Annotated in this window: 15 protein-coding genes; 8 read left to right on the top strand and 7 right to left on the bottom strand. The window is 44.4% G+C overall.

All coding sequences use genetic code 11. The features are described from left to right. Window positions 1-2: 2 nt before the first annotated feature. From ACN08X_RS04570 to ACN08X_RS04560, 3 genes are read right to left on the bottom strand one after another with little or no spacing between them, the layout of a single operon-like run. Complete coding sequence (locus ACN08X_RS04570) at window positions 3-401, bottom strand: hypothetical protein (RefSeq protein WP_419105789.1); 399 nt, start codon at window positions 399-401, stop codon at window positions 3-5. Window positions 402-406: 5 nt separating this feature from the next. Continuing rightward, window positions 407-1,108, bottom strand: coding sequence for a Crp/Fnr family transcriptional regulator (locus tag ACN08X_RS04565; RefSeq protein WP_419108029.1), 702 nt, complete (start codon window positions 1,106-1,108; stop codon window positions 407-409). 45 nt (window positions 1,109-1,153) lie between these two features. Continuing rightward, window positions 1,154-1,600, bottom strand: coding sequence for a hypothetical protein (locus ACN08X_RS04560; protein WP_419105787.1), 447 nt, complete (start codon window positions 1,598-1,600; stop codon window positions 1,154-1,156). A 432-nt stretch (window positions 1,601-2,032) separates the two neighbouring features. On the opposite strand from ACN08X_RS04560, the gene ACN08X_RS04555 reads away from it, so the two are divergent. Together ACN08X_RS04555 and ACN08X_RS04550 are read left to right on the top strand one after the other, a co-directional pair. Next, window positions 2,033-2,566 (top strand): YbhB/YbcL family Raf kinase inhibitor-like protein, encoded by a 534-nt coding sequence (locus tag ACN08X_RS04555; protein ID WP_419108028.1) that lies wholly within the window; start codon window positions 2,033-2,035, stop codon window positions 2,564-2,566. Next, on the top strand, window positions 2,563-3,384 hold the full coding sequence (locus ACN08X_RS04550; RefSeq protein WP_419101145.1) for an HAD-IIB family hydrolase: 822 nt from the start codon (window positions 2,563-2,565) through the stop codon (window positions 3,382-3,384). Before ACN08X_RS04555 ends, ACN08X_RS04550 begins: the two co-directional genes overlap by 4 nt. A gap of 307 nt (window positions 3,385-3,691) precedes the next feature. On the opposite strand, the gene ACN08X_RS04545 is transcribed toward ACN08X_RS04550, so the two are convergent. Further along, window positions 3,692-5,050 carry a uracil-xanthine permease family protein gene (locus ACN08X_RS04545; protein ID WP_419108027.1) on the bottom strand — a complete coding sequence of 453 codons (1,359 nt, stop codon included), beginning with the start codon at window positions 5,048-5,050 and terminating at the stop codon, window positions 3,692-3,694. Window positions 5,051-5,329: 279 nt separating this feature from the next. Then, a complete protein-coding gene (locus ACN08X_RS04540) occupies window positions 5,330-6,808 on the bottom strand; it encodes a peptide MFS transporter (protein WP_419108026.1) in 1,479 nt (492 codons plus the stop codon). Between the two features lie 251 nt (window positions 6,809-7,059). On the opposite strand from ACN08X_RS04540, the gene ACN08X_RS04535 reads away from it, so the two are divergent. Continuing rightward, window positions 7,060-7,389, top strand: a complete 330-nt coding sequence (locus ACN08X_RS04535; RefSeq protein ID WP_419108025.1) for a rhodanese-like domain-containing protein — start codon at window positions 7,060-7,062, stop codon at window positions 7,387-7,389. Window positions 7,390-7,552: 163 nt separating this feature from the next. Next, window positions 7,553-8,986 carry an aminodeoxychorismate synthase component I gene (pabB, locus tag ACN08X_RS04530; RefSeq protein ID WP_419108024.1) on the top strand — a complete coding sequence of 478 codons (1,434 nt, stop codon included), beginning with the start codon at window positions 7,553-7,555 and terminating at the stop codon, window positions 8,984-8,986. Here pabB and ACN08X_RS04525 read toward each other — a convergent pair. Further along, a complete protein-coding gene (locus ACN08X_RS04525; protein ID WP_419108022.1) occupies window positions 8,898-9,365 on the bottom strand; it encodes a hypothetical protein in 468 nt (155 codons plus the stop codon). The genes pabB and ACN08X_RS04525 overlap by 89 nt on opposite strands. A gap of 301 nt (window positions 9,366-9,666) precedes the next feature. On the opposite strand from ACN08X_RS04525, the gene ACN08X_RS04520 reads away from it, so the two are divergent. The 4 genes from ACN08X_RS04520 (at window position 9,667) to ACN08X_RS04505 (ending at window position 13,370) form a co-directional block, all read left to right on the top strand. Then, window positions 9,667-10,980: an MATE family efflux transporter gene (locus tag ACN08X_RS04520; protein WP_419108021.1), complete on the top strand. Its 1,314-nt coding sequence runs from the start codon at window positions 9,667-9,669 to the stop codon at window positions 10,978-10,980. A 577-nt stretch (window positions 10,981-11,557) separates the two neighbouring features. Further along, window positions 11,558-11,830 carry a hypothetical protein gene (locus ACN08X_RS04515; protein WP_419108020.1) on the top strand — a complete coding sequence of 91 codons (273 nt, stop codon included), beginning with the start codon at window positions 11,558-11,560 and terminating at the stop codon, window positions 11,828-11,830. Between the two features lie 18 nt (window positions 11,831-11,848). Next, complete coding sequence (locus ACN08X_RS04510) at window positions 11,849-13,084, top strand: MFS transporter (RefSeq protein WP_419108019.1); 1,236 nt, start codon at window positions 11,849-11,851, stop codon at window positions 13,082-13,084. An 82-nt stretch (window positions 13,085-13,166) separates the two neighbouring features. Then, window positions 13,167-13,370 carry a methionine biosynthesis protein MetW gene (locus tag ACN08X_RS04505; RefSeq protein WP_419101136.1) on the top strand — a complete coding sequence of 68 codons (204 nt, stop codon included), beginning with the start codon at window positions 13,167-13,169 and terminating at the stop codon, window positions 13,368-13,370. 311 nt (window positions 13,371-13,681) lie between these two features. On the opposite strand, the gene ACN08X_RS04500 is transcribed toward ACN08X_RS04505, so the two are convergent. Beyond that, window positions 13,682-13,921: an antitoxin gene (locus ACN08X_RS04500; RefSeq protein ID WP_419101135.1), complete on the bottom strand. Its 240-nt coding sequence runs from the start codon at window positions 13,919-13,921 to the stop codon at window positions 13,682-13,684. Window positions 13,922-14,721 lie beyond the last annotated feature (800 nt).

Below are 14,721 nucleotides of genomic sequence, written 5' to 3'. Positions count from 1 at the left end.
TTTTAGTTCTGCCTTTCAATGTTCATGAGCTTCTGAGAGATAAGGGATACTAACGCTTCAGCAGACTTATGGCATTGTTCAAGCTCTCCAGAATTAATCAAAATAAAGCCGGTTCCGTCTTGAATATATGCAATAGCAGGAGCCTGTGTATCAGGAATAATCTTTTTTAACAGGTCATCTCGTTCGTTCAAATGTACGGCGCTAAAAGGAACTGACAATGTTGCACAGGCTGTTTTCCATTCTTTTTTACCGAGCGGGTTAAGACCATGTGTAATATCGCAAAGCGCACAAGAGCGCGTATGACGGAGCTTTCCCCACACATACGAAAGCTCCCCTTTAATTCCTCCATCTGCGGCATAAACACCAATAAGTTGTGCAGAAGAAATTGAATGATCGGTCACTATGTTTATTTCCTTAAATCATCGCTTGAAGGGTGAATAGATGCTTGCGTATATAATGCTGGCATATCCGTAAGAATGACTTTTCCACGTCCTTGCCGCACTATTCCCTGAGTAGCAAAATCTGCCAAGGTTTTACTTGTAATCTCACGGCTCACACCTACAAGATTTGCAATCTGTTCATGAGTTAGACGAACGATAGGTTTTCCTGTGATGAGGGTTTTTTCTGATGTTTTGAGAAGAACCCGTGCAATACGTGCTGGAAGTGGCCTCAACAGATTATCTGAGAGCCGTTCCTCTAGCTCTTGAACGCGTTCAGCCAAAATTTTTGAGACTTGCACCGTAAACTGTGGATCAGTGTTCATGAGCTCTTCAATATGGCTGACCTTTAAAGCGCATACCTGACATTCTTCGAGAGCTTCTGCATAGTTTTCATGCATTGACTGTCCCATGAGCGCCATCTCGCCAAAAACCATTCCGGGAGTCAAAATGGCGATGGTTAACGTTTTACCGCTATCGATAATGCGAAATACACGGATTCTTCCCTTTTTAAGGATAAAGAGCGTTTGCTGCTGGTCTTGTCGAGAGAAAATCAGTTCACCACGGCTAAAAAACTGCGCAGGAGCAAGTGATTCTAAATGACTCATTTGTTCGGGCGAACAATGAGAGAAAAGATCTGATTCGCGAATACAAGCAAAATCGCTATCCATATTTGCTCCAAGCTACTGACAGTCGGTGTGCTGAACCCGAAAATATTATGCGCGTTGGAGAACCACCATAGCAGTGAGTCCCATAACAACACCATAAACGATGTGTCCCATCAAAGAGAGCAAGGTAGCGGATGTAATGGTGAAGACTGGTGCTCCCATCATCAGTGGCATCATTAGAAGAGGTCCAACAATCCAGAACAGTACTCCGATAAGGCTACCTGCAATGAGTGCACCGGAAACGTTAGTAAGTGATTGGTCTTGACCTGAGAAGTGAATAATAGCGCCGGCAAGAGCACCAAATACACCAGAAATCATCATGTGCATTGCAAAGCCTACAAAAGCTGATTCTGAGCCAATCATGCTAGCAAGCATGGGGAGCATCCCCATCATTGCCATCATCATGCCAAAAATAACGCCTCCTGCTAACCCGCCGATAGTAGTGGCTAGAATGGTGGACTTGGTGGTGTTAGAAAACGATTGAGTGTTCATCATATGTTCTTTCTTCCATGTGCAGAATGTATGTCATACTCTATGAAGCATTGAAAAGAAGTTCTGTGAAGGTGTTTACAGAAAGACAAATACCCTCTGAATTTTTTGAGAACGCATGGTAAAGGACGGCTGGAAAAATACACTTTTCACCTTTATTTAGTGTGTTTTAGCAGGTGAAAGCCTAAAAGTAGAAAAATTTTCTAAGGTAAATCTCATCTTTGGCTTCTATGATGATTCCTATGTTCTTGACGTGTTAGTCCAAGAACGCCCTTACCCTGATTCACTATGAGCAATACTGTTATTTTTTATGGTTATGTCATGAATAGACAAGCTATTGTTCTTCAACTTTCTGGCAACATGAGATAAAGGTTTATGCCAGTTCAGAATCAGGGTAATCTAAAGATATAAACTACTCTCATATAGGAGTGCACCCCCATGCTTCAACGCGAACCCTATGCACAGCTACCACAGCTACCCTCTTTCACGCTTACATCTGAGGATCTTCGTGACGGAGAAAAAGCTCCGCAGTGGCTCACATCAGCTCTTTTTGGTGTTGAGGGAGGAACTGACACTTCACCACAGCTATCGTGGGAAGGTTTCCCTGAAGAAGCAAAGTCTTTTGTGGTGACATGTTTTGACCCTGACGCACCAACTCCTTCTGGTTTTTGGCACTGGTGTGTTTCAAATATTCCTGCCCAGGTGACATCTTTAGAGCGCGGTGCTGCACAGAAGCTACCAGAGGGTGCGCTTGCACATCGTAATGACGGTGGCACTGACTCCTTTATCGGCTGTGCTCCTCCTGCCGGACATGGTGCTCACCGCTACATTTTCTGTGTTACCGCATTAGATGTTGAAAAGCTTGAGGTGGATGAGAATACTGCCCCTGCCGTCGTGGAATTTAACATTTTCTTCCACGGTATTGCTCGTGCTTTCTTAACAGTGACCCATGAGGAACATCCTTCTTCATGATGCGGTTAATTGCTAGCGATTTGGACGGCACCGTACTTGGAGAAGACTTTCGCTTTCGCCCCCGTACTATAGCTGCTTTAGAGGCAGCTATATCGGCAGGCGTTGAAGTGGTCTTTGTGACGGGCCGTCCCATTCGTTGGCTTACCCCTTTGCATGAGCAACTTGCTTATGATTCGTATGCGATTTGTTCTAATGGTGCGGTGGTGTATCACCTGGGGCGGGGTGAAATTGTTTCAACCTCTTTGACTCCTATGCGTGATATCGCCACCGCCCATCAGTGTTTAACAGAGTCTTTTCCTGAAGCAACGTTTACTCTTGAGACGCTTGAGAAGATTTATGTTCAGGGTGAGTTTGAAATAACGTCTGTCTTAGAAGGTGCTCCGATTATTTCTGGTGATTTATCAGATGCGTTTATCGAAGAAGATGCTGCAGTGAAGTATCTGATTCATCATCCACACGCGGATCCGTACGAGTTGTTAGAACGTGTACAAGCGGTGATTGGGGAATCTTTAGGAGCGACGCTGGGTGTGAAAGGTCAGGCGCTTGTTGAGATTGCTCGTGCTGATGTTCATAAAGGACATACCTTAGAACGTTTCGCGTATGAACGTGGTATTCCCGCTGCTGATGTTGTTGCTTTTGGTGATATGCCGAATGACGCGCAGATGTTGTTATGGGCAGGGGAGGGGTATGCGATGGCTTCTGGCTCTGCTGCTCTGATTGAGCAGGTAGGGCGTACCTGTCCTGCTTTTAGTGAAGATGGTGTAGCTCAAATTATCGAAGAGTTTTTGAGTGCGTACTGTGATAATTCTGAAAAATAACCCTTTTCTTTATCTTTTGTGCAGTAAATATTTCCTCGCATAATCAGCTTGACTAGGATAAATATTATTTCGATATCGAATCGTTATGAGATGTTCAGGTTTCTCTCACTTTATACCTATTCTTCCCAAAGGTGAACAGTGTTAACTATTGATTAGACGGTTCGATAGAGCCCTTGCTGAGAAGCGAAATGTGTGTGTGATAATGTTATCGACTTTCGAGTTGATGATAAAAGGAAGAAGCCAGGCTGGGGAGCCTGGCTTCTTCCTTTTATCTAAAAGATACTAACCTCGTAGCAAGCAGAACAGCCTAGAGAATTGCAGAGCGTTCTGAATCGTCGGTAGAAGAATCTGAAGACATCGGTTTTAGCGGTTCAGGGGCACTTTCACGGGAACGCGCAATAAACGCCATCGCATGGTACACCACAAGAGTTGCCGCAGTACCTAAAGCAATACCAGCGAACTGAAGATTACCAATATCCCACGTGTAGTCAGCAATGCCAATAATGAGAGCTACAGACGCCGCACTCAAATTCACTTGATTTGAGAAATCTACACGGTTTTCTACCCAAATACGCACACCAAGCATACCAATCATGCCGTAAAGCACAGTCGCTGCGCCACCAAGAACACCAGCAGGAACAGACGCTACAGCCGCACCAAAGACAGGGAATACGGAAAGCGCAATCGCAAAAAGAGCCGCAAACCAGTAAGCAGCAGTCGAATACACCTTAGTCGCTGCCATGACACCAATATTCTCTGCATAAGTGGTAGTACCAGAGCCACCACCCATGCCCGCAATTGTTGTTGCAAGACCGTCAGCCATGATGGCACGTCCCGAATAAGAATCAAGATTTTCACCAGTCATCAGAGCAACAGACTTAACATGTCCAATATTCTCAGCGACCAGAATAAGAATGACTGGAATGAACAAACCTGCTAGGTTCCAATGGAACTCAGGCGCTTGGAAATGAGGAAGGCCAATCAGCCCTTGCTCCTCCCACGTTTTATGAATAACGCTAAAGTCTACTTCTCCACGAATGACAGCAGTCAGGTAGCCAATCATAACGCCCAAGAGGATGGACAAACGTCCTGTCATCCCTCTAAAGATAACGGAAATGAGAAGTATGGAACTAAGAGTGACGAGAGCCGTAACAGGTGCTTTCATGAAGTTATCTTTTGCGCTAGGGGCAAGATTGAAACCGATGAGAGCAACAATAGCGCCCGTAACGAGCGGCGGCATTAACGCTGTGAGCCATGCGGTGCCAGCCACCTGAACGATAAGTCCCACGATAAAAAGTGAGATACCTGCCATGACAATGCCGCCAAGAGCACCAGCTGGTCCTGCCTGATTCATTGCAGCCCCGATAGGTGCAATAAAAGCAAAAGAAGATCCAAGGTAGGAAGGTACTCGTCCTGCGGTAATGATGAGGAAGAGAATTGTTCCTAATCCAGAGAAGAGAAGCGTCGTTGCCGGCGGAAAACCGGTAATCAGAGGCACAAGGAAGGTTGCACCGAACATGGCAACAACGTGTTGAGCGCCAATTCCGATGGTGCGTCCCCATGTGAGTCGTTCGTGCGGAGCAACGACGTTTCCGGGAGAAATATGTTTACCGTCGCCGTGTAGTTCCCAGCGGAAGGGGGAACGAGGTGAGGTATTTGAGCTCATAAGAGGCTCCTGCTGATTGTGAGTATGTAAAAGAACCGCTGATTATTGTACGTCAAAATATGACATGAAACCCCACCTGAACCCAAGAAAAACAATAGATAGAGCACACATACAAGGTGAAAACACTCCACCAACATATGCCGAACTCAACGGTTAAGAGCCATATAACGACATCTCTTAAACCACAAAACACCGCATAAAAAACCGGTGGGTGCACCATCATCATGGTGCACCCACCGGCAGAATAATAATTCTTGAGCGCTTATAGGTCTCAGCTCATTAGCGGATACCTTTCATACGCTGAAGAATCCAACCATTGAAGAACCAGAGGATAATGCCGATAACAATGGTGCCAACACCGAGGATGGAGAAATAGGCTACCTCAGTCTCCTCAGAATAGAACTGTGCCAACCAACCAGAAAGAACGGTTCCCATTGAGACTGACGTAAAGTAGAACGCCATCATATTGCTTCGATGAGCTTCAGGGGCAAGCTTTGTCGCTAGAGAGAAGCCCACCGGAGAAATGGTCAATTCAGCGATGGAGTACACAAAGAGGATAAGAACAATCCAACCAACGTTGACAGAAGGGTTACCTGCCTGTGTAAGGAAAATCAGGAACGCAATACCTACACCAATGATGCCAAGGGCAAATTTAATAGGTGTTGGAGGCTGACGATCACCAAGTTTCGTCCACATGGTGCTAAAAACAGTACCGAAAAGGATGATGAACACAGGGTTAATAGAGTTAATAGTGCTGGGAGGGAATTCAAAACCAAGAATGTTCCAGTCAAGGCGAGTATCGGAGTATACTGCCATGACGGTGAACTGCTGCTGGTAAAGTGCCCAAAATACGGCGTTACCAACCCATAGCGGCAAGAACGCAATAACTCGTGAATGCTCTGTCTCAGTGGTCTGCTGTGAGGTTAGTAGCTGGTACGCCAACGCAGAAGCGCCAAGGAGGATAAGACCCATGACCCAGCTAGAGAGGTTATTCGCAGTTACAACACGCAAGGAAAGAAGAAGCGCGATGATGCCGAGCACCGCGATAGCTGCAATGCTGTAACGGCGTTTTTCGTGTCCTTGGAGAGGATCAGAAATGGTATGAACCTCAGCGGGAAGATTCTTACGTGTCAAAGAATATTGAATGAGACCAAACGCCATACCAATGGCAGCTAGACCAAAACCAAAGTGGAATCCAAGAGTCTTCCATGCAAAGCCAGTCAATAGAGGACCAAGGAGAGCACCAATATTAACACCGATATAGAAGATGGTGAACCCAGCATCTCGTCGCGGGTCAGTTCGTGAGTAGAGTGATCCGACGAGCACTGACGCGTTAGTTTTAAGGCCACCAGAGCCGATTGCGACAAGGACCATACCGATAATAACTCCCGCAACACCGGGGAGTAATGCAAGAGCTATATGCCCTGCCATAATGGCAAGCGCCGAATAGAACAATGTTCGTTCTGGCCCAAATACGCGGTCACCGAAGAACCCTCCGACAATAGCGAAGAGGTAAACCATCGAGCCATAAGCACCGATGATGCCGGTAGCTGAACTTTCTGGAAGACCGAGGCCGCCGTCTGCTACCGAATAGTAGAGGTAGTAGACCATGATGCCTTGCATACCATAGAACGAGAAACGTTCCCACATTTCTACGGAGAAAAGGTTTGCCAGCATACGGGGATGGCCAAAGAATTTTTTGCCGGTCGGGTTATGAGGATCCGATACCGGAGAGTTTCCTGCTGCTGCAGAATTCATATCAACTCGCTAAATTTTTTTTTGGGGTACTGATACATCTTGTACACAGATGTTTTCTTGTAAAACCTTAGTCCAAAAACTGGTTTATCTGCATATTCTTAGCATATTGCCTTGTAAAACATGCTTTATCGAAAGAAACACATCGTAAATGAGGAGAAACTTTTTAACATTCCTTCAAAAATCCTCTTGTTGGTTCGTTCATCTAATGGAAGAGTTGTATCTAACGTCCGTATTTCTAGGAGTATAAAATCATGAATGACGAGCTATCGCAAGTAACTGTTGAACAGATTCCTGAAGGCGCTAAAATTCTTGACGTTCGAGAAGACTTCGAATGGGAAGCTGGCCATATTCAAGGCGCTCAACATATCCCACTGGGAGAAGTACCTGCACGTTACGGAGAAGTACCTACCGACGTTGACGTGTATGTTATCTGTCGTTCCGGTGGACGTTCTTTGAAAGCAACTGCCTATCTTAACCAGTACGGTTTTGATGCGATTAACGTTCTTGGTGGAATGGGCGCGTGGGCAGATGCTCAAAAACCTATGGTTTCTGACAATGGAGACGCTCCTCAAGTTCTCTAAAATGCTGTACTTTTCCACGCCTCTTATGAGGTCTTAGAGAACATCGAGAACCAGAGGTGCTCTCACTAAGTATTTTAGTGAGAGCACCTCCTGTCTGTATGGCAAAAGAATCTACCGGATAGAAGAAAATTATCAGTCCCGTACATCCGGTAGCATATATTGGGTGAATAAGCCTGTGGAACTAGAGATTTTAGCTCTGAGCTACCCTATTGAACCTGCCCAAGCCTATCCGGTTATTACTGCTGATAGCAGGTATTCTTATTGGCTTGATAGCGCTTTAGCCAGCTCTAGCATGTCTCATTATTCTTATATCGGTGTAGTTCCTGAAGACTCCCAGATATTGCACTATGTTCACGCTGGAACACCAACCCCACAGGTACACCTCTACGACGGAAACGGAACACCTAACGGCACCATTGATGGTGACATCTGGGAAGTTCTCCACCAAAAATTAGAGACAGCACCCACCCCCATATCGGGCACCATGTTCTCTCCTGAAGAGACTCTACTACTGGGCGGATACGTCGGATATTTTGGGTACGAAGCACACCTCGATTTAGATATCGGGGCGAATACTCCGTACGCAAAAAATGCTCCCCGTACTACACCAGATGCTTTATGGTTTCCTGCAACGAACTACCTCATCTATGAGCATCGCACAGCAAAGAGCTGGCTGGTTGGAGATAGCACATGGGTCCATCACATGGAGCGGCAGCTTCGTAACCTCACGATATACCAGCCAATTCCGGCGCCTCAGTTGAACTTTCCAACGCCCTCAAAACAGGACTATTGCCAGCATGTAGAAACATGCCTAGAGCAGATACATGACGGCAACAGTTACGAAGTATGCCTCACCACCGCCACACACATACACACAGAAAAACCGTTGAGCGCAGAAGAAGCCCTAGGGATTTATCTCGCTCAAAGAGAAAAGAACCCTGCCCCTTACGCCGCTTTCTTCAACTGTGCAGGATGGTATGTGCTCAGTTCTTCCCCAGAACGTTACCTTCAGGTGAAAAACACTGGAATCGTGGAAACGAAACCTATCAAAGGCACCATTCCTCGCAGCCACGACCCCGTAGAAGACCAACAACGAGCACAATGGCTCAGGGACGACCCAAAAACACGGGCTGAGAACCTGATGATTGTTGACCTACTGCGAAATGATCTCTCAACAGTAAGCCAACCAGGTACGGTTAACGTTCCGGTGCTGATGGGAGTAGAAAGCTACTCTACGGTACATCAACTTGTGTCCACTATTCGTTCACAGTTACGTGAGGGAATCACTGCTGTTGATGCAGCAGCCGCATGTTTTCCTGGCGGTTCAATGACCGGAGCACCTAAAGCATCTACGATGAGCATCATTGACTCATTGGAAAAACGCGCTCGCGGAGTATATTCGGGTGCTCTGGGGTTTTTTAGTGCAGACGGTTCGGCTGAGCTATCCATTGTGATTCGCACACTCATTATCGACGCTGACGGCACCATATCTGTGAGTGCAGGAGGCGCTATCGTCTACGACTCTCATCCTGAAGCTGAGTATCACGAGATGCTGACGAAATTGCGCGCTGCTGTGCCACATAAAGGGCAGCCATAATTAACGGTAACTGCAAGGGCAGACGACGTAGCCGTTGAGCATCTGTCTCAAATACCCCTGGAATATCAATCCCTTCAAGATATTGATAAATATTGGCAGGGAAAACTGCCACAAATAGTGCTGTGGCTGCTAAACCAGCAGCTTTTCGTGCTCGTGGTGCGAGTAGGAGTGTTCCTCCGATAGCGAGCTCTGCTACGCCAGAAAGGTACACAATATTTTCAGCTGAGCCTGGAACTATGGGTGGAACAATACTCGCGAATTTTTCGACTGAATCTTTTTTGAAGTGCAGTGCACCCATGAAGCTCAGACCGGCACCAAGAACGTAGCGTGTCATTTTTTGGGATGTTTTTTCGCTTGGGTCAGAAGAAAAAATACTCATATTTTCAGTCTAGTCGGTTCTCGATGCAGCAGAGAGATGCCAACTAGTTCCGGAAAATGTATCTATAAGATTCAAAACATCATCACATATAGTTGAATCATCTAATTGGGTAATAGATGATTCTCGTCATTGGGGGAGTGAGCGTGAAAAAGAGGTGTAAGACAATCAGCTTGTATGCTGCTAGAAGCATATGTGCTCTCCAAAATATGTTCAAGAAGTCTTGTTAATCGTTGGCTAGAGAGTCCTGAGGTTCGCTATATTCTTGTCTGCGTTGTACTATTCAAAGGGTCAGAAAACAATCATGGATAGCAGCGTGAACACTGAAAAAAATAATTTGCTGAAATATGTTTGGCCTTCCCTTCTCGCATCGCTGGGAAGTATCGTTGTTGGTTTAACAGATTCAGCATTAATTTCTTATTACTCAACTAATGCCCTTGCAGGTGTTTCTTTAGGAGCATCATTCTACGAACTCCCAGTAAATTGTATTCTTGGCGCGTTAATGGCTTATAGAATTCTCGCACCGCGTGTAAACTCTGATACGGTCCGCGAGACTGTAGGAATTAAACTATTTTTAAAAACCTTTGTTCCTCTTTCGTTATTTATTTCTTTGGTAGGTATAGTATCCCCGATACTACTTTCTAAAAATAGTTCTGATTCTATCTGGGCCGCTGCGCTGTTATACTTTGCCGCTAGAATTCCTAGTATTATTGCAGAGACTATCTCAACACTTATCGTAATACAATTAGTTTCTTGGGGAAAAACAAAAGTTCCAATTATTGTATTCTGTATAACCGCGCCATTCAATATAATTATTGATTTTTTCCTTATCTATGGACTATTCTTTGCTCCCGAACTAGGAGTTGTTGGAGCAGGCTTAGGAAGTACTCTTGCTTCATTTATTCCTCTTGTATACCTTTATCTGGTTTTCAATAAAGAGAAGAATAAATTTAATGAAAACTCAGAAAATGTTGAAAGAAACTATAAGGGGTGGGGCAAAATTTCTTTACCTTCACTTGGGTCTGCTTTCGTAGACTATGGGGGTAATATAATCTTTACCGCATTGATTTCTGCTGCAGGAATTGTTGAACTTGCAGGAATGAGATTTGCTGTTCAACTCCACATCGTTATTTTTATAATAATCTCAAGCTTCTCGAGTGGTATTTTATTTATCTTGGGGAGTAAATATAAAGAAGAAACCCAAGGTGAAGATTTTATATTTATCAAGAAGTATATAGACAGGGTGTTTGTCAGAGTTTCTGCTTTTACTCTTGTCTTATTTATTATTTTCTGTGTATTCTTTGGACGTTTTATATCTCCAGATGAAGAAGTTGTTCATGCGTTTTATAAGCTGGCTATATTCCTAACGTTTATTATTCCTTTTGCTTGTGTTGCGTACTCAAATATTACATTACAACGCTTTTATGGGTTTACTATAGATGATTTCAAATCTAACTCTTTAGCAGTCTGGGTAATTCAAATTCCTATTGCATTGTTGTTATTAAATATCTTTTCTGGTATCTGGCCTTTTGCTGGACTGCTTGGGTATTGGATGTTTAGAGCGATGTGGAGTAGAAAACAGGTTAGAGCGAGGTTTATAAAGGCTCAGGCTAATTAGCGGTTTTGTGGCTGAACCGGCACTTGTCTGGCAAGCATGGTCTATATGTGCAGGCTTGGTTGTTTGCTGGAAATACGTGTCGGGAACAAGGTATGACTGTTAACGGTCATCAGAATAATTTGTTCTTCAAAAATCATGCTTTACTGTAGTGATACTTAACCTAACTTTTCGGCAACTGCTTACCTGTAATACGACTCCTTCAACGCATGTAAACCTAGTTACAGCCTCAAGCTGAACAAAATACCGGAAAGGTGCATCACAAAATCTGGTTGGGTTACCGTTGCGATGTTATGTCTGCAAAAGCGACGATGAGTAGTGTAAAAAAATATGGATTTTTTCTTGTTTCTGCCATGGCGTTGAGGCACGGAGCGCCGGTTACCAAATGAAGATTCTGTCAGAGGGTTGCTGCTTGTGCCATCAATGAAAACTGAGTAATCTATGGAATAAATATTATTATTTTAAAAATTTTCTTGAGAAAATTTAAGCCTCACTTTAACAAGGTGGTTTAAATGAAATAAGCGATTACCTGTTTTGGTGACATTGTTTATCAATATCCATCAGCTGATAGGAGCCTCAGATGCTTACATGGCTAGGAATCAAAAACAACACGCAGGAACAACCAGCCCGCCAGTTCTTTGGTCGCTCAAAGAAAAAGACAGTTACCCTCACCCTTATAGGAGCGCTATGGCTCCTATGGTGCGTGCCAGTAGTTGTCAAAGCGCTATTACCAGAGGCATGGGGCAATGATCCGGTAGGGGCAGTCATGCCGGGACTCATTGGGATACTGGTAGCAGTACTCATGGTGATGGTTGTAGAGCGACTAGACTGGGACAAACAACCCCCACGATAAAGGGTAAGAGCTGCATTTATGAGTTACATAGATGATTTCTTTAAAAGGTCTGACACTAAAATTGCCACAGGTATAGCTTGCGTAGCACTATTTCTAGGAAGCTTTGGAGATGAGGCAACGCAAGTTATGTTTGCCTTACGTTTTTCAGAGACAGGTCAAACTGCACCTGCACAAGTATCTGCATTACTTGCTGCTGGGCTTCTTGGAGGTATATCAGCTGGCTTTTTTTCACCTCGTTTGCTTGCATTTTTCGGCGCTCGGCGTGTAATCAATATTGTATTTATCGCTGAAGCAACACTTATTGCTGTTGCATCATTTATGAATACACTGTTCTGGTGTCTCATAGTTTCCGCAGCACTTGGGTGTCTAGGCTCTATACTCTGGTCTGCGGTGATGGTTGCGCTTCCCGCGTTGTTTACTGATGAGGCAGGAATCGATAGAGCAAACCGAGTGATTCAATCGGTACGTAACCTTGGATATGTTGTTGGACCACTCATTGGAAGTATCTTTTTTGCCTTATCACCCGGCCCTCAGGGGTTCTTGTCTGTAGCTATTCTCATGCTTATTTCTGTAGCCTGCACTGCTATATCGTTGCCTAAACTATTGGGCGTTGGTGTAGGTAAGGAAAATAGTTATGGAGATGGTAAAAGCGTAGATATATTGGGGTTACTCCGGACTGAAGGAGTATCTCGTGCAATCACGCCGCTCCTCATTACAGTGTTGGTAACTAGCGTATTAAACGTTCTTCTTCTGGTAAGAATCCGTAATGAACTCGGTATAAACGCCGAGATTTATGGAGTTATCGTTGCAACACTGAGTGCTGGTCTGGTAGCAGGCCCCGTAATTTTTTCTAGCTTTGTGGGAAAGAAAATCGGTGAGGCGTCTGGTGCTTCTATAGCAGCAGCCGTAATTGGTCTCAGCATCGTAATAGTAGGTTCAACACAACTTACTTGGCAGATAGTGGTAGCAGCAGCATTCATTGGCGTTGCTAACGGTGTTCAGAATTCTCTAATGTCAGGGTTTATCATCAAAAGAGTAGATTCGACAAAGCGAGTTCTTCAGATGCCTGCCTATGTTTTACTCCTGCAAACGGCAGTATTTATAGGTTTTATTGGTTCCGCTTTTATACATGTTGATCAAGCTGGTCTTGCTTTAGTTATAGTCGGTTTTATAGCTACGTTCGTAGGATTATTTGGCGCGTTTGTAAATCGGTCTAATAAACAACAACTTTCAAAAAAGAAAAGAGGATGCTGAAATAACTGCTGGAACAAGCAGATTCGAACATAATCAATTAGCATTAGATGCCATTGATTTGCAACCACCAATAGACAAAATTGTGAGGTCTGGAATAGCAAAACTTCGAGTAAGCCAATACTCTTTCGATGAGCCCTCGTTTGATGAATATGAAGCAACAACTGTCCGAGCGACATGGGACTTTGCCGCCGCTGAGAGCATCGTAAACGACGGAGATGAAGTACTTGACCTTGGATGTGGTGATGGGCGTCTTCTCTTGCACATTGCTGGGCAACGTTTAGGGTGATTCCAAGTGTTCAAGAGCCGTTTTCACGAAGCCAGATTTTCTCTTTGACTGCACGATAGGGAAGGCAAACAGCTCATTAATCTAGGGTGTGACATTTGGGTGGAAGTTAAAAATCCATGTAAGACTATTTAACCTGGTCAATAGCTATTTTGCCCCTATTTTTACCCCACTACAAAAAGCTTCTTTCAAGAAGCTTTTTTCATTAAGCCTCCTACTTAAACGTGCTTGTGAGAAGCTGTGGATAACTCGCCACCTCTCAGAGGTGTTTCATCTGCTTATCAAAGATCTTCATCCATAAAGAATTAGCTACGTTATAGACCTAATTCAGCGCGGACTTCATCAAGGGTATATGTGCGGGCTCTACCTTCACGTACTGCTTGAGCACAAGTCTGCAACTCATAAGCATGTTCAAGTTCTGAGATACTCTGTTCCAATGCCTCTTTGACGTAAAAAGCGACAGGGCGTTCAGTGCGCTGAGCCAATGCATTTAAACGCTTTTTGAGGGTGGTTGGTATGCGTACTGTGAGTACGCTATCTGATGTAGTAGCCATGTAATATACATGGCACATTGTATTGTGTGAGGTCAAGGAGTTTGAATCAAGAATTTTGGGGATATTTTATTTCTCATCCCTTATGTGCGACTCTAAAAAGATTTCCCCGTACACACGGGGTTTGTGTTTTATCAATTTGTGATGTGATAAGTTGACTGATTATTTTTGCCATGATTGGATTAATATTACGCTAACCACCAGAGTAGAGGTGCTCAGATGGAAACAGGAAAAGCTTAAAGAATGTGCTCAAGATGGAAATGGGGTCACTTTCACAGAAATCAACGGAATTGTTACAGGCTGTTCATCTCAATAAAGGTGCTGAATTAAAGTGCTAACAAAAAATAAAATTATCCTGCCTTTGGTATTTTTTGCTATCGGTATATCTCTACTAGTTGCTAGAAGCATGGGCTTTATAAATGACGCTGTCAGTAACTATTCGATGCTAGCTCTGCTAATTATTGCGATAAGCACTGGGATATATGCTGCAATCGTTGCGCAGTCACGCCATTCATAAGGAACCGATAGAGAATCTAGAACGGACTTAGAGCAGTTTTAGATAAAAAAGAACCGGAAGGGTTATCGCTCTTCCGGTTCATAAATTCCGTCTCGCGTCTTACCGCGAAAGGAATTCAAGCTTGTGTCTACGCGTCTAGCAGTACCCAGCAGAGCCGCAACAAAAGAAGCCCGGTTCGCCGTACACGTCACAGACACCCAGAGGGTCTTTCTCTGTTGGAAACCAAGAGCGCCCCGCTGACCAAAACCCTACGGGTAGACCTATACAAGTACGCATTTTACCAGAC

It is taken from the genome of Rothia sp. P6271, assembly GCF_048512995.1.
GTDB lineage: Bacteria > Actinomycetota > Actinomycetes > Actinomycetales > Micrococcaceae > Rothia.
This window is presented reverse-complemented; position numbering and strand designations above follow the sequence as displayed.